Genomic DNA, 16538 nt, shown 5'->3' with positions numbered 1-16538 from the left:
CTACAATAACCGCGTAAAAAGCGTACCTCCGCTAGAACGCTCCGGGGTAAAGCCTGGTTTAGCGTTTTCAAACAAAAATCCCCGACCACTTAGGGTCAGGGATTTAGCTTCTTACTTCGTTCCGACGTAACGTTCAAAAAATTCATAAATCCGTAACATCCGGTCAATTCGCTGCCGAACGTTTCCGCTCCGGCTCAGCTCGTGGGTACCACCGGGCATGCGTACGTATTCCACTTCTTTACCCATGATTTTCATCGATTTATACATCATTTCCGATTGAATGACTCCCGTACGTAAGTCGTTTTCGCCGTGTTTAATTAGCAAAGGCGTCCGAATTTGATCTACAAAGGTGTAGGGCGAGTTGGCTTCCAGAACGCGGTCGGTTTTGTCCAGCCAGGGATATTGGAAATAGTTAGGTACCAGTCGCCATGCATTGCCTTCCCCCAGAAAAGTGGTCAAATCATACACCCCTCGTTGCGAAAACGCAGCTTTGAAGCGATGATCATGCCCAACGATCCAGGCCGTCAGATAGCCCGCATAACTACCGCCCGTGATCACCTGACGAGCCGTGTCGGCCCAGCTTTCTTTTGCCGCTTCAGTCGCGGCCCGCAGTACGTCCGAAGCCGGTCCGGTACCCCAGTCCTTGATGTTACCCCGCTGAAAGTCCAGTCCATACCCACCCGAACCACGCGGGTTGGCATACACTACGCCATAGCCCTGCGAGCAGAAATACTGAAATTCATGCCACATACTGGCCTCGCCCGGTCCCCACATCGCAGTCGGTCCGCCGTGCATATTCAGCAACAGCGGATATTTCTTACCGACCTGTACGTTCGCGGGTTTCATAATCCAGTACTCCACTGTCTGGCCTTTCTCGTTCTGGAACGTCCGCTTTTCGGGCATACTCAGGGTTTTCTTCGCTACCCAGTCATTGAGAGAGGTAAAAGGCTTAGCCCCCTGAATGGCCGTTTTCAACTCGGCCAGCGTCAAATCCGAAGCTTTGCCTTTTTTAGCCGCTTTCGCCAGCGAAATCCAGTACACCTCATTCGGAGCGGAAACCTGCGTTTTTACGAATACGAGTTTATCCGCTGACACGTCAAAATCCAACATACCCGAATCGTAATCCGAGAGTTGCTCTACCTTTTGCGTCGCTACATTCCAGCGGTACAGCGGTTGGCCCCCATTGGACTGGGCACTGAAATACAGATATTTGGAATCTTTTGACCAGGACAGGTTCGATACCGAGCGATCAAATTCAACCGTTATCGGCTGAGCCGATCCGCTAGTAGCAATAATTGTGAGCTTAGGGAAATTGACGCCTTCGGAAGGACTCGTCAGCAGTGCGATTCGTTGCCCATCCCAGGAGGGCAGCGGAGCAAAGGCCCGTTGGTTTTCGGCCTGAAAAACGTCCTGCATCTGGCCGTTCTCCGGCGTCAGGCGAATGACTTTGCTAGTTTGCTCCCGATCGGGATGAGCGTTAGCTTGCTGACCCGTGGTTGCGTAAATGGCTTTCCCGTCGAAACTCCACGCGGAAGCCTGAACTGACTTAAAGCCAGTGGTCAGGACTTTCGGCGTGGCTCCTTCTTTCAGCTCCAGTACGCAAATGTGACTGAAATTGAGTTCGGGCTGGGTCGTAGCCTCCCCCTGAAAATTGAGCCGGTTGATGACTTTCGCTTTTTTATCCACTACATCCTGATTCAGAAACGCCCGAATTTCAGCTAGTGAGCCATCCGGATTCGGCTTTACTTTCGAATCACTTTTCAAAAAGGCATTGTCCTTGAAGCCCGGTTTTTCATACGACCATTCGGGTACTGTTTTGGAGGGATTAAACAAACTGTCTTTCAGCAATTCCGTCAGGCTCAATCCTACTGAAAAAACGATTTTTGATCCATCCGGAGACAAGATCGGGTTTCCAATGCCGTACTTCCAGTCGGTTAGCTGGCGAGGTTCTCCCCCTTCCAGGGAAAGTTGAAACAATTGCGATTTCCCTTTCACCGGACGCGTAAACAGCAAGGTTTTTGCATCCTTCCAGATGGCCCGGCTCACGCTTTCTTCGCCCTGGGTTAATTGGCGGGATGGGTTTTGAAAATCCGTCAGCCAGAGGTGTGTTCGGTAGTTGTACTCCCATTTCTTTTCGGCATCCGGTTCCGTGGTTTGCACGGCATACACGGCCCGTTTGCCGTCGGGCGAAAGGCTTATGGAAGAAGCCGACTTGATTCGTGTGAGGTCGGAGACCGTAATTTTTTCATTTTGAGCCCAGACAAAAAAGGGCATATAAAGCAGTACAAGTAATACTCTCATACAAATGGGAATAAAGTGAAGAGACGAATTTGTCAAAATTAGTGAAGAATACCCCAGAATGTAACGAGGATTGGCAGGTGTAGATGAGTAGCAGAGTGTATCCTTCGAAAGACGGAATTCTGGCTACTTGTTGGGCTAGCGTACCCAAGCCTTAGAAACTAAAAAACAGCTCCGCAAGACAGAACTGTTTTTTCCCTTAACCAAAACTTTGTAAAAATTCTACGGCCCAAAATTAAAAAATGTATACCTCCTATAAAATCCCACATTTTGGGGGGTTTCTTGCAAAATTTGTGTCTTTTACCTTTGTTTTTGCACGAAACGTGCCCTTCAGCCATGATGAAAGTCTTTTTTCTATGCCTCGCATGCTTTTGGGCCTGCTTCGGATTCGGCCAATCCAATTCGGTATTTCTGGACCAGTATTCCCTGGAAGAGGGGCTTTCCCAAAGTGGTGTCAACTGTCTACTTAAGGACCAGCAAGGCTACATCTGGCTGGGTACCCAAAATGGTCTCAATCGTTTTGACGGCCATCAGTTTGTTACTTACCAGCATCAGCCTTTTCAAGCTAATAGTCTGTCGAATGAATTCATTCTGTCGTTTTGTGAAGATCGACAGGGCCATCTCTGGGTTGGTACGCGTCAGGGACTCAATCGCTTTGACCGCATTAACGGTATCATTACCCGATACGGTACTTCCTATAAACTCACCGTTAATGCTCTTGTTGAAGATCGTGACGGTTCGCTTTGGATAGGTACGCCCAATGGCCTCTTTCGAATGAAGAGTACGGCCAGCCCCGAACTCGACTTTCAGAACTTAGTAAGCTCTTCAGATTACCTGCTCAAAGACCGCGTCATTTACACCCTACACCGTGACTCACAAGGTTTTCTCTGGGCTGGAACGAGTCAGGGTTTATACCGCATTAGTCCCGTTGAAAAAGGCATTCGGCGAGTTATTCACTGGTCGCTCCCCCACACCCCCGTGTACAGTATTGTTCAGGACGCGACGTATCGCCTCTGGGTGGGTACCGAGGTAGGCCTACATCAGATCAGTACCCAAAAACCTGGTTCCGTTCAACGTTTCCTACCCACGCAGCAACCCGTACTGGCACTGCTGGTAAGCCATAAATCCGTCTTATGGGTATCGGTGCGTAATGAAGGTATTTATCGGTACGACCTACAAGACCCTACGCTACCACTTCTTTCCCACTGGACGGGGAATGCCAAAAAAGGGCTGCAAAGCAACGTAGTGACCTCTCTGTACCAGGGGCCGGACCCGAAAGAAGACGTCATCTGGCTCGGCACCCGCGATGCGGGCGTACAAGTCTTTAGTCAGGCCAAAAATAGTTTTCGGCATTGGGAAGATTTGATTACGCCTCCGGGTTCTTTGCAGTCATTCTTTTCGCTGTATACTGACCGCCACCATAACCTCTGGGCCGGCACCTATCGGGGTTTATTCTGCATCAACCAGCACACCTTGGAAAGTCAGCATTTTAGCGAGAAGCTATTGGGTGAGCGTATTTATAGCATTTTGGAAGACTATAAGGGTACGCTTTGGGTGGGCAGTAGTAAAGGTCTTTACCGCTGGAGCGGAAGTCAGTTTGTTTCCGATCCGGCTTACCGGGAGTTTCCGATGGTAAGTAAACTCTACGAGGACCGGCACCACCAGTTGTGGATTGGTACGGGGAAAGCCCTGTATAAGCGTAACAGAGCGGGGCAACTTACGCGGTTTGAGTTTAGCTCTAAAGGCCCCGAATCAACCATAGAGGCTATTCAGGAAATGCCCGACGGTACACTTTGGGTAGGAACCATGGGGGGACTGAATCGCATTGATACCAACGGACGTATTACGCCCTATTACAACCAGACCGACGACCCGGAAAGTCTGCTGAGTAATGAAATCTATGATCTGCATTGCGACCGCAAGGGCCAACTCTGGGTTACCAGCAGTAAAGGCCTCAGCCGCTTGTTTTTCAGGGATGGCCAACCCCGTTTCGAGCATTTTACCGAACAGGACGGACTAGCCAATCACGTCGTATATGGTATGCTGGAGGATCAGGAGGGCCGTTTCTGGATGAGTACCAACCGGGGCCTTTCCCGCTTCGATCCTCGTACGCAAACCTTCCGGAATTACAGTAGTCGGGATGGGTTGATGGCGAATGAGTTCAATACCGGTGCTTTTCACCGCAGTGCGGACGGAACGTTTTTCTTCGGTGGTATTGGCTTACTAGTCAGTTTCAATCCTCAGGAACTTACGGAAAGTCGCTTTACGCCCCCGGTCGTACTGACGTCGTTTCGAAAATTTGAAAAGCCTTTTGCCTTCGACAGCCTGCTCGCTCATGATCACCAACTGACGATTCAGGCTAACGAAAACTTTTTTTCCTTTGTCTATAATACCCTCGACTACAGTAGTCCGCAGAAAAATCAGTATGCGTACCTGCTGGAAGGCTTTCAAACCAACTGGAACTTTAGCGGTACGCGTCGTTACATCAGTTTTTCCAATCTGAGTCCGGGAACGTATACGTTAAAAGTAAAGGCTTCAAATGCCGATGGCCTCTGGAACGATTCGCAAATCTTACAGATCCCGATTGTCGTCGTGCCACCCTTCTGGCAACGTTGGTGGTTTTACGTCATTTGTCTGCTTGTCGTGGGTGGTACGGCCCAGCTCATTTACCAGTCTCGGGTTCGGAGGCAGGTGGCTCATTTGCTGGAACTGGAAAAAGTCAAACTAGTGGAAAACGAACGCGTTCGTAAGCTTGCCGCCCAGGATTTACACGATGAATTCGGGAATACAATCACCCGTATTTCGATGCTTACTGAAATCATCAAAGCCCGCCTGCCGGAGCCTTCGGCCGAAGTTCTTCCGCTGCTCACCAAAATCAGCGATAATGCCAACCGGATGTATCAGGGCACGAAAGATTTCATCTGGGCCATTAATCCCGATCACGATAACCTGTACGAGATTGCCATTCGACTCAAGGATTTTGGTGACGACGTACTCGACAAGACGGGCATCCGGTTTGACATCAATGGTTTGGACGAATCGTTACGAAATTACGTTTTGCCAATGGGTATGAGCCGTCACCTGATTTTTCTCTTTAAAGAAGCCATTAGCAATACGCTCAAACACGCTCAGGCTACGCAGACTTTCCTGGCCTTTGAACGTCAGGGCGATGAGGCGACCATTCGCTGGATTGATAATGGCCAAGGGTTTGACGCCCGTAAAAGTCGGAAGGGTAACGGTCTCCTTAATATGGAAAGCCGGGCTCGTAAGTTTGAGGGAATATTTACGCTTGAAAGTACTCCAGCCCAGGGTACGGTCGTCAGCGTCTGCATCCGCTTACCACAGAAAAAGCCTACAGTGTCCAAATAAATCACTGTTTTTTTTCTTATTGATGCAACGCCCGTTGGCCAAAGCGTATCTTTAGCGTACTTTTTAAAAAGCCATGAATTTAGTTTTGTCTGCTCCTGAAACAATAAATGTCTGCATTGTCGAAGACGATTCGGTCATCCGCGAAGGTTTTGCCCTACTCATTGACGGCACTTCAGGTTTTCACATTGTCAATACCTATGCTTCTTGCGAAGAAGCTCTACCTCACCTAACTCAGGACGCTCCCGATGTTATTTTGATGGACATTGAATTGCCGGGCATGAACGGCATTGAAGGCATTAGCCGCATTAAAAAAGCACGGCCTCAAACGAACATCATTGTCATTACCGTTTACGAAAACGACGATTTGGTATTCAAAGCGTTATGTGCCGGAGCGGGGGGCTATCTCACGAAAAACATGCCGCCCAGTCGCTTACTGGAAGCCATTCAGGAAATTCAGAACGGTGGGGCTCCCATGAGTACCAACGTGGCCCGTATGGTGGTTCAGTCGTTTCAAAAAAACCGGAACTCGCCCCTTACTTCGCGGGAAACGGAAGTACTGGAATTGTTAGCCAAGGGTAAAAGCTACTCCACCATTGCCGACGAGCTTTTTGTGGACAAGGAAACCATCCGTACGCACATCAAGAATATCTACTGGAAGCTGGAAGTGCATTCAAAGGCGGAAGCCATCGAGAAAGCGACCAAAGAACGGCTGATCTAGGTCTTATTTTCCGGGTACAGCCCAACAAAAACCTCCCGAGGATTCGGGAGGTTTTTTGTTAACATCCTTTCAAACGATCAGGCACCTAATCTACGCATGATCAGCCGCTGAACACCTTCAAAGAAAAGCCGGGGTTTGAGCGTACGCCAGTTGGGAATTTCCTCCAGCGTACCCCCGTAATTGATGTAATAGTCCAGATGGTATTTGGTGAATTCATCTTCTACAAAATCCCGGAAGTTCAGGGCCGTAATCCAGCCGTCGCCGACTTCTTCAAACCACTCGGCGTAATAATCGTCGTCGCTACTTCCGTGAAAATTGAACACGTTTTCACCAATCAAAATGAACTTACTGATTCCCTGCGACAACTGCTGATCAATTACATTACGTTTAAAATGCATGATGTCGTTGTGAAGCGTATCGTTCCATTCGCCCAGTAACTCGATAATCGTAAAGTTCAGGTCGTAATCCGTGTACAGGATTTTGCAGTATAAGGTCTCGGAACCGATCTCATCCCAGTTAGGATGTATGTAGTAATCATATACCGTATTTTCATACTGCTGATAATTGTACTCCCGTTCAAAGAAGGGGGACTGCGGATCTTCGGCGGCGATGTAATATTTCTCCCAGCCGTAAAAGGGTTCTATATCCTGCATGGCTCACGTGGTATTTAATGCTTTTCAATGGGTTTTCGTCATGGTCTCGGGTACTACTAAAATAAAATGTGCCAGTTCGGGCTTGGCTTCCTTCGGTACGGATAGGTTGGTTTCCTCTACGGTAGCAATGGTTACAACGCGTAAATCCGGGTTGGCTTTTTTCAGGTACCAGTAAATGCCTTCGAAGTTCTGACTGTGGTAACTGCCGTTGAAATGCAGAAAAGTTTGTCCTTTTTTCCAGTTTTTCAGAATGAAGTGAGCCATCGTTGCATCTTTGATTGCCTGAGCCTTGGCCATATTTTCGGCGGCTACGGAGCCCGACGAACTGTGCATACCTCCCATTTTCAGCATGTCGGCGTAACCCGGTAAAGTTAAATCAACGGTAACGGGCAAGGGAGCAATCGCTTGCTGAGCTTCGGGACTGAGACGGCTTAACTCCTCCAGTCCCTTTTTGGCCACGATACTCGCATAACGCCGGGGAATATTGGTAGCTACGAAGGGAATGGATTCGCTTTGGGCAAAATCCACCAGCGGTTTATAGTCCGTCCGGAAATTTGGCCAGACTTTGGCCTCGGCTTCGAGTTGTTGCGTGGTTATTTTTCCCTGCCCATACTCGGTCAATACCAGCTGATTATCGGCTTCAAACATTTCAGCTCCCAAAATGAGTTGCTGCTTTTTCCGTTGATACAAGTCTTTCGTCAATTCGAGTTGTAGCCAATGACTGATGGGATTGTTATGCAATTCACCAAACAGGACCACATCGGCATTGGCCGCCTGTTGAAGCAGGGCCTCGTAGCTCGAAGGCTTTAACTGCTGATTATAGATAAGATACGCTGGTTTATCAGTAAAAGCTCCCGCTAGGATACCGACAAGAATCAGGAACAGGCTTCGCATAAGAAAAAGTAGTAGGACTTAGACGTAAGGATGGTACGGCTTTCCAGGGCAATTTTATTGCTGTCGATCCAACGTAAAACACACTTCACTACGTTTCATTCCAATTTTTGGATAATAAGCCACGGCTTTGGGAGCGGCCAATAAAATCAGGCTGGTCATGGGCCCTGCTACTTCGTGCGTCAGTTCTACCAATCGACGGCCAATCCCCTGGTGCTGATACGCTTCATCCACCGCTAAATCGGCCAAATACGTACAGAAACTAAAGTCACTCAGGGCTCGTGATACGCCCACTAATTGAGCTCCATCCCAGGCAGTAACTAGAATATTGGCCGCATCCAGCATGCCTTGCATTCGTTCGGTATCGGCAATGGGTCGGCGTTCGCCCAGTGTCGAGCGAGTCAGCAGATCAATAAACGTTTCGGCAGAAATTTTTTTTTCGGTGCTGTAGTCAATCATGGAACAATTGGATGTTTATTTCGGTCCCCAGCCGATTGAACTAAGCCCCTGGGGTAACCGTTGCGGTAAAAATTCATTACATATTTATGGAAACTTCTCCCCTTATTTCTTCCCAGCGTATTGAATCCGCCTATTCTTATTCCGCTTATCGGCATCTGATTGACGAACTACTGGCTGAAGGTAAAACCACGGGCCCGAACCAGTCAGAAATGCTGACCAAGTATACGCAACTCAATGTACAACGGATGCATCGACTGGACAAGACCACGGTCCTGATGCCCGAAATTTTGGCGGCCATTGAGGCTAATCCTAAATCTTACTACTGGCTCATCATTACAGAAGGCTGGTGCGGCGATGCGGCCCAGATTGTACCCGTGCTCGAACGCATTGCTGAAGCTTCGCAAGGGAAAATCCAGACCCGGTACGTGCTACGTGATTCCAATCTGGATTTGATCGATGCTCATTTGACCAAGGGGGGCCGGGCCATTCCTAAACTGGTTATTCTCGAAGCTGACACGCTTGAAGAAGTAGCGGAATGGGGACCCCGACCCGCTTCCGCTCAGGATTTGTACTGGTCGCTCAAAGCAGCAAACGTAAGCTTTGATGAACTCAGTACGCAACTCCACACATGGTACGCCAAAGACAAAACGCTCACGACACAAGCCGAGCTATTCCAGGTACTGAAACAACTTTCGTAACCTACTTAAAATCAACCCTTGGAAATTGCTTTCAATGGTTGATTTTTTGTTTGCATCAGTCGGCAGTACGAAAATTTCCGTACATACTCGGGAAGAAAAGCCTTGAAGATATAGCCTTCTTGTTCAGATGCTTACGGTAAAAGCTACTAGAGGCTTTAGTATTAAAAACATTTTTTCATGGTGGGAATCCGGGTGTATCGTTATAATTTTGACGAAAACGCTAGCCCGGCTGACCATTGAAGGGCGAGGTTAAACTATGATACGTTGGAGTGGTAAGCGACTGATCGTCAATATTTTACTTTTCGGTATTTTTCTACTTGCGGCCTATTACCTCTGGTTTCCACCCATTTGGGCCTGTCAAACCGTACGTTTTCGTGGTTTTTCAAAGGTTGCTCCCTCCGTTTATGCCAGCGATCACGTCAGCACGCAACGTCGCGACTCACTACTTCATTTCATTACGCAGGCTCGCAAACGCGTCAGTGGATTCTGGGGAGATCAGCGGGGTGAGGCTACCATTATTTTCTGTTCTAATCGGGAAGAATACCAAAAATTCTGTTTGCTCTACGAAGGAGCTGGCTGTAGTCTAGGAACGCCTACGGGCTCCTGGATTGTACTCAATCCGGATGGCTTAAACGTGGATGTGATTGCTCACGAAATGTGCCACGACGAATTATTTGCTCGTTTAGGCTGGATGAAAGCCAAATCTTCCCTGCCCCAGTGGTTCGACGAAGGCGTTGCTCTCATGGTTGACTATCGCTATTCTGATCCTGATTTAAGCCGTCGTTATAACGGCTATGTTCAGGAATGGGACATTCTCACCAATCACGGAAAAACGGCTCCGCATCTTCAAGATATTGTGACCTTGAATGGTTTTTTTGGTACACACCGGGGTCAGGCTGATGCTAACCGAACGGCCCAATCGTACGTTACTTCTGGAAAAGAAGTATCGCGATGGTTAGGACTGGTTGGCCAAGCGGGCCTACAACGACTGGTTCAACAAGTACGGGATGGCTATGAATTTGATGGAGCCTACCGGGAAATTGAACAATACCATCGCCCAAAACTTTAGTCCTGCTCTGGGGTTATAGTACCGAATGCCTTCCCTAGCGTACGGCTTAAAGCATCTGTTTCATGAAAATTGCTCTTAATGGCCGTCCGCTGACGGAACAGACCAGACCTGCCATTCAGGCTTTATTGGGTGAACTGGCCCGCCGGGGAGCGGAGGTTCAGATTCACGAAGACTATCGCCAGAACATTCAGGATGCGGCCATCAATCATCCATTTACGGCAACCTATCAAAATCGTCAGGATCTATTTGACGCGGATTTTGTCTTTAGCATCGGCGGCGACGGTACGTTGCTTGAAACGGTCACCCACGTCGGTGAACGTACCTTACCCATCGTTGGCGTCAATACGGGCCGGCTGGGTTTCTTAGCGACTATCAATCCCGACGAAATTACCCAGACGCTGGATTGGCTGGAAAATGGGAAATTTTCGATCGACGAACGCGTACTCTTGCACGTTGAAAATGATCGGGACGTATTTGAAGGTACTAATTTCGGCCTGAACGATTTTGTCGTTACGAAAACAGACCGCTCGTCGATGATTGTGGTGCATACCTGGCTCGATGGAGAATTTCTTAATTCGTACTGGGCCGACGGGCTGGTTATTTCCACGCCTACGGGCTCGACGGGTTATTGCCTCAGCGTAGGTGGCCCCGTAGTGTTACCGCGTACGAACAATTTCATCATTGCTCCGATTAGCCCGCACAACTTGAATGTTCGACCCATCGTAGTCAACGATGGCAGTCGGATTGAGGTCACGGTAGAAAGCCGTAGTAAAAGTTGCTTAATTTCCCTAGACTCCCGATCCAAAGTAGTGGATGATTCCGTACGTTATTGCGTCAGAAGAGAGCGTTTTAGTGCTCATCTAGTCAAAGTGAAAGGAGACACTTTCCTGGAAACACTGCGTAGTAAACTAAACTGGGGCTTAGATATCCGTAATTAATCCTTCCAACTCACCCTATCATTACCGAAAGTATTCGATCCCACAACATACCAATTTTTGCTGCCTGTCGTTAGACGAATACCTTTGATGATTCATATATGACCTTCATATGAGAAAAAGACTTTTATTGATCAGTACACTCTATTTGTTGGGCCTGGGTTACTCTGACGCTCAACTCAGACTTAGTAAAAATTACGCTAGAGCCCGTAAACCTCAATTTGAGCCCTATTCCAGTGTAGCTTTTGGCATTGGTACTTCTACTTATTTCGGTGAGCTTGCTCCGCTTAAAGATCCTATCAATACCGTCTTCGGTATGATGCGTTGGAACATAACGGGCAACTATACGCGTCATTTTACGCCCCGCTTTAGTGGTAGAGCCGCGTTGACGTTAGCCCGTATATCCGGTGATGATTATAAGTTCAATGGCCGGCCTCAGTTCGATAATAACTTTCTTCGTAATGCTCACTTCAGAAATGATCTAAAAGAACTTTCGGTTACCGCTATTTACAATATCATCCCTGAAGGACGGAATGCCTTTGATCGGCCTGCGATTGTTCCTTACGTATTTGGAGGTCTTGCGATCCTTGCACACAACCCTAAAGCACGAACCCCAGAAGAGTTCGGGAATGAGTGGGTGAAGCTTCAACCTTTAGGAACGGAAGGACAGGGGCGTCCAGGGTACGCTAAACCTTATTCGCTTGTCTCGGGAGCTATTCCCATCGGTTTAGGTTTTCGTTTCCGATACAAGCGAAATTGGGATATTTCTGCTGAAGCTGGTTTCAGATTTTCTTTTACGGATTATCTAGATGATGTCGGAGGCTATTACCCTGCGAACCCTGACGTTTTTGCAGGAGATGCCCTGGCTCAAGCCATGAGTAATCGTAGTCTGGAACCAGTAGCTGCCCGCAAAGGAGGAGATCGTACTGCTGGACTTCAACGTATTTTCACTGAACAGGGAGGAAGTCCCGATAATATACCGGGCAATAATTGGGGTGAAGGTCGTGGTGGTGGCAACAAAGACTATTACTTTTTAACTGCCATTCACCTGAATTATATCATTACTCCCAAAATTAAATGTCCTCCCTTACGTTAGCAGTATTGTATATAGCGATATATTAATCGATGGGTTCGTGCTTTACCACACGAACCCTTTTCACATATGTTCCAGCGATCTATTCTTTTCTTCCTCCTGTGGATGTCAGCATTCGGTTGGGCTCAGGCTCAGAAAATTGAATTCGGAGCTGGTCTAGGTATGATGCATTACAAAGGAGACATTTCTCCCAACCTACATCTCAAGTTTGCCCGTCCCGGAGGAAATCTCTTCTTTCGTTATAATGCCTCTAAAGCTCTTTCCGGTCGCGTTTCTTTCACTGCTGGACGAATTTTTGCCAGTGACTTCGAAAGCTCCGACCCTTTTCAGCGGTCCAGAGGTATTATCTTCGGCACACGGATCATGGAAGCCGGAGCGGATATTCAGTATAATTTCCTGAATTTCGATTATACGCGACGAAAACCCCGTAACTGGTCTCCCTACGTATTTGGCGGTCTGGCCTTTTATAATTTCAAGCCCGATCAGGCGGCTACGGAATCATACAAAAAGTCGGGGTTAGCCATTCCATTTGGAGCCGGTATCAAGTGGCAGATTAAAGGCCCCTGGAGCCTGGGGTTTGAGTTCGGTACTCGTAAAACCTGGTCGGATTATCTGGATAATTATAATGTCTCTGGACCAACGGTTCCTAAAGAATTACAGTCTGATCCGACGCGAAAAGACATGTATTATTATACGTCTCTTTCGGTGAGTTATACAATCCTTCGGGTGATCTGTCCCTAATCCTGGTAAACCGAACGAAAACTGCCACGAAATTCTTACTTTTGCACGATCGTTCAGAACCGGTAAGGTTTCGAACCTTATCGGTTTTTCGTATTAGAGGATGAAGGAAACTATTCATACAGGCAATCTCCCCCGCCACATCGCCGTTATTATGGACGGAAACGGACGCTGGGCCAAACAAAAAGGTATGTTAAGCCGGATTTTCGGCCACCGTCACGCCATTAAAGCAGTAGAGGATGTCGTGGAAGGCTGTGCTGAATTAGGCATTGAGTACCTGACGCTCTATACGTTTTCCACGGAAAACTGGGACCGTCCCCAGGAAGAGGTAGACGCTTTGATGGAACTGCTCGTACAGGCCATAGCCGACCAAACCCCCAAATTACTGAAAAATAATATTCGCTTGTTAACCATTGGTGATACGCAAAGTCTGCCCGCACGCTGCCAGAGAGATTTAAAGCAAGCCATGGATCGTACTCAACACAATACGGGTCTTTCGCTGGTACTGGCTTTAAGTTACAGTGGTAAATGGGACATTATGCAAGGGGTTAAAAAACTCGTTGATGCAACCCAACGCGGAGAATTTGCATCTGGGCAATTAACCGAGGAACATCTGAGCAAAGCCTTGGCTACGAGCGGTATGCCCGATGTTGATTTGATGATTCGTACCGGCGGGGATCACCGCATCAGTAATTTTTTACTGTGGCAATTAGCCTATGCCGAGCTTCATTTTACGGATACCTTTTGGCCCGATTTCCGCCGGGAGCATTTAGATAAAGCTCTCAAAGATTATCAGAACCGTGAACGTCGTTTTGGAAAGACCAGCGAACAATTAAAAGCCTAACTATTCCCTAAAATTTCTGTTTGCTGGAACCACTGACTAAAAAAGGATATTTCCCTGAAAGACAGGCACTCCCACTACAGAAATGTTGTCATTAACCCAATGAGAAAGGTTTTCCCTCTCCTCCTGATTTTCCTGCCATTTCTTTCCTTCAGCCAGGCCCGCGTGGGTTTAGGCGGCCAGCCGGCAACGCCTCAGCAACCCGCTGCTAGCCAGGAAATCGATTACACGCAGCCGAAAGAATACATCATCAAAGGAATTACGACTAGTGGGACCAAATTCTACGACGCGAATTCGCTTATCTCTATTTCGGGGTTGGGCGTTGGGGACAAAATCCAGATTCCCGGCATTGCAATCTCAGGAGCCATCAAGAAATTGATGGATCAGGGCATTTTGGAAGACGTGGAAGTAACGGCCACCAAAATTGAAGGTGAAAATATTTGGCTGGACATTTTCATGCGGGAGCGTTCTCGCTTGTATAAAATTACGTTTACGGGCGTTCGTAAGGGTGAAAAAGACGCTCTTAATGATAAGGTAAAGCTGATTAAGGGAAAGATTATTAACGAAGCCCTCATCAAAAATACCCAGGCTACGATCAAAAAACACTACGTAGAAAAAGGCTTTCTGAACGCAGACGTAAAAGTTCGTCAAGTGTCGGATACGGCCCGTGGTAATAACGCCGCCTTAAACGTAGCCATTACGAAAGGGCCCAAAATCAAAATTCACGAACTGGATCTGGACGGTCGGGAACAACTGCCCGAAGCTACGGTACGGAATAAAATGAAGGGTACCAAGCAGATGCGTTTTGGCCGGGTTTTTACTCCTTCCAAGTTTATTCCGAAAAAGTTTGAAGAGGATAAAGGCAAGGTTATCGACTTCTACAATAAAAAAGGGTATCGGGATGCCCGCATCGTGGTTGACTCCGTATACTCGCACGATAACAAGACGGTTGACGTGTATGTCAAACTGGAAGAAGGTAAAAAATATTACTTCCGTAATATTTCCTGGCAGGGTAACTATCTACACTCTGACTCCTTATTAACGGAAATATTAGGCCTTAAAAAAGGTGACGTATACAATCCGGAAGAACTTCAAAAACGTTTACAGGGCAGTCCTGGTTATGACGTTTCTTCGCTCTACATGGATGCGGGTTACCTGTACTTCCGGGCCGATCCCGAAGAGACGGCTATCGAAGGCGACTCTATTGACATTAACTTCAATATTTTTGAAGGAAAGCAATTTACCATCAATAAAATTATTCTGAACGGAAATACCAAGACTTCCGATCACGTAGTACTCCGGGAAATCCTGACGCTACCCGGTCAGAAATTCTCGAAAACAGCCGTTGTGAGTACTCAGCAGGAGTTAGCCCGTCTGGGTTACTTTGATGCGGAGAAAATCGGTATCAACCCGATTCCCCGTAACGACTACACGGTAGATATTGAGTACACCGTTGAAGAAAAAGCTTCAGATCAGATTGAGCTTTCTGGAGGTTGGGGTGGTTACATTGGCTTTGTGGGTACGTTAGGGGTTGTCTTTAATAACTTCTCAGCCCGTAACATCACGAACCTGAAAGCCTGGCGGCCGCTGCCGGCTGGAGATGGTCAGAAATTGGCCGTTCGTTTCCAGGCTAACGGTAAGCAGTTCCAGAACTATTCCTTATCATTTACTGAACCCTGGCTGGGTGGTAAAAAACCCAATGCTTTTTCCTTTAATATCAACCGTCAGGTATATCGTATCTTCGATTACAATGGCTATGGTGGCTATGGTAGCGGTTATGGCTATGGCGGTTATGGTGGAGGGTATGGCGGCGGATACGGAGGTGTTGGAGGACCGCTGGGTAATGAACGCGGGTACTTTAATACTACCGGGGCTTCCATTAGCTTAGGAAAACGTTTACGCCGTCCAGACAACCGTTTCGGTCTGAATATGGCCCTGTCGTACATGCGTTACGAATTCAAGAACTACGGTATCTTACAGATTCGGGATTTTGATACGGGTAATTCAAACAACATTTCACTGATCACTACACTGACCCGTTACGATCTCGATAACCCACAGTATACGCGGAGAGGTTCTTCGCTGTCGCTGTCGGCTACACTGACGCCGCCGTACTCTTTGTTTAGAGCCTCTAACTGGAACCCGAACGAACCTCAGGAAAAATACCGTTTCCTGGAGTACCATAAGTGGATGTTTGACCTATCCTGGTTCGTGCCTATTACGGGAAAACTGGTCTTCCATACGCGGGCTCACATGGGTTTCCTGGGTAACTATAACTCTAAGCTTGGTATCATTCCTCTGGAACGCTTTGTACTGGGTGGTTCAGGACTTTCCGGACAAGGTCAGTTTGCCATTGCACAGGATATCATCGGTTTACGCGGTTACGACGATCGTAGCGTTCGGACGGACCCAACTCGTCTGTATCAGGGAAATGGTGGGGTTGTGTACAATAAATACGTAATGGAGATTCGTTATCCCATCTCGTTGAACCCCTCAGCTACCGTATTCGTTTTAGGGTTCATGGAAGCGGGTAACAACTGGGATAGCTACAAGTATTTCAATCCCTTTGATCTGAAACGTTCGGCTGGTATCGGTGCTCGTATCTTCATGCCCGCCTTTGGTATGATTGGTATCGATTACGGCTACGGTTTTGACCGCAACGTTGGTCCAACAGGCTCGATTCAGCAGGCAGGTAAAGGCCAGTTCCACTTTACCATTGGCCAGCAAATTCGCTAATCGTAGCAAGCTTATTTAGTCCGCCATTGCTGAATTATAG

Annotated in this window: 13 protein-coding genes; 9 read left to right on the top strand and 4 right to left on the bottom strand. The window is 47.7% G+C overall.

Annotation, left to right across the window (positions count from 1 at the left end; all coding sequences use genetic code 11):
- Positions 1 to 111: 111 nt before the first annotated feature.
- Positions 112 to 2301: a S9 family peptidase gene (locus C5O19_RS06170; RefSeq protein ID WP_104710573.1), complete on the bottom strand. Its 2190-nt coding sequence runs from the start codon at positions 2299 to 2301 to the stop codon at positions 112 to 114.
- Between the two features lie 333 nt (positions 2302 to 2634).
- Here C5O19_RS06170 and C5O19_RS06165 point away from each other — a divergent pair, with 333 nt between their 5' ends.
- Positions 2635 to 5667, top strand: a complete 3033-nt coding sequence (locus C5O19_RS06165) for a sensor histidine kinase (RefSeq protein ID WP_104710571.1) — start codon at positions 2635 to 2637, stop codon at positions 5665 to 5667.
- 73 nt (positions 5668 to 5740) lie between these two features.
- Complete coding sequence (locus C5O19_RS06160) at positions 5741 to 6385, top strand: response regulator (protein ID WP_104710569.1); 645 nt, start codon at positions 5741 to 5743, stop codon at positions 6383 to 6385.
- A 77-nt stretch (positions 6386 to 6462) separates the two neighbouring features.
- Here the strand turns inward: C5O19_RS06160 and C5O19_RS06155 are convergent, their stop codons facing one another.
- Genes C5O19_RS06155 through C5O19_RS06145 form a run of 3 tightly spaced genes read right to left on the bottom strand, consistent with a single transcriptional unit; the run spans position 6463 to position 8388 of the window.
- A complete protein-coding gene (locus C5O19_RS06155) occupies positions 6463 to 7038 on the bottom strand; it encodes a hypothetical protein (RefSeq protein ID WP_104710567.1) in 576 nt (191 codons plus the stop codon).
- A gap of 24 nt (positions 7039 to 7062) precedes the next feature.
- On the bottom strand, positions 7063 to 7932 hold the full coding sequence (locus C5O19_RS06150; RefSeq protein ID WP_104710565.1) for a ChaN family lipoprotein: 870 nt from the start codon (positions 7930 to 7932) through the stop codon (positions 7063 to 7065).
- A 54-nt stretch (positions 7933 to 7986) separates the two neighbouring features.
- The gene (locus C5O19_RS06145) at positions 7987 to 8388 is read right to left on the bottom strand and encodes a GNAT family N-acetyltransferase (RefSeq protein WP_104710564.1); all 402 of its coding nucleotides are present in this window, start codon (positions 8386 to 8388) and stop codon (positions 7987 to 7989) included.
- Positions 8389 to 8474: 86 nt separating this feature from the next.
- On the opposite strand from C5O19_RS06145, the gene C5O19_RS06140 reads away from it, so the two are divergent.
- From C5O19_RS06140 to bamA, 7 genes are all read left to right on the top strand, one after another.
- The gene (locus tag C5O19_RS06140) at positions 8475 to 9086 is read left to right on the top strand and encodes a thioredoxin family protein (RefSeq protein ID WP_104710562.1); all 612 of its coding nucleotides are present in this window, start codon (positions 8475 to 8477) and stop codon (positions 9084 to 9086) included.
- Between the two features lie 256 nt (positions 9087 to 9342).
- Positions 9343 to 10155 (top strand): hypothetical protein, encoded by an 813-nt coding sequence (locus C5O19_RS06135; RefSeq protein ID WP_104710560.1) that lies wholly within the window; start codon positions 9343 to 9345, stop codon positions 10153 to 10155.
- A 62-nt stretch (positions 10156 to 10217) separates the two neighbouring features.
- A complete protein-coding gene (locus C5O19_RS06130) occupies positions 10218 to 11093 on the top strand; it encodes an NAD kinase (protein WP_094813971.1) in 876 nt (291 codons plus the stop codon).
- Positions 11094 to 11202: 109 nt separating this feature from the next.
- The gene (locus C5O19_RS06125; RefSeq protein ID WP_243406336.1) at positions 11203 to 12186 is read left to right on the top strand and encodes a hypothetical protein; all 984 of its coding nucleotides are present in this window, start codon (positions 11203 to 11205) and stop codon (positions 12184 to 12186) included.
- Positions 12187 to 12252: 66 nt separating this feature from the next.
- Positions 12253 to 12924, top strand: a complete 672-nt coding sequence (gene porG, locus C5O19_RS06120) for a type IX secretion system protein PorG (protein ID WP_104710559.1) — start codon at positions 12253 to 12255, stop codon at positions 12922 to 12924.
- Positions 12925 to 13024: 100 nt separating this feature from the next.
- Positions 13025 to 13765, top strand: a complete 741-nt coding sequence (locus C5O19_RS06115; RefSeq protein ID WP_104710557.1) for an isoprenyl transferase — start codon at positions 13025 to 13027, stop codon at positions 13763 to 13765.
- A gap of 99 nt (positions 13766 to 13864) precedes the next feature.
- Positions 13865 to 16498, top strand: a complete 2634-nt coding sequence (gene bamA / locus C5O19_RS06110) for an outer membrane protein assembly factor BamA (protein WP_104710555.1) — start codon at positions 13865 to 13867, stop codon at positions 16496 to 16498.
- Positions 16499 to 16538 lie beyond the last annotated feature (40 nt).

This window comes from Siphonobacter curvatus (genome assembly GCF_002943425.1).
Taxonomy (GTDB): domain Bacteria; phylum Bacteroidota; class Bacteroidia; order Cytophagales; family Spirosomataceae; genus Siphonobacter; species Siphonobacter curvatus.
This window is presented reverse-complemented; position numbering and strand designations above follow the sequence as displayed.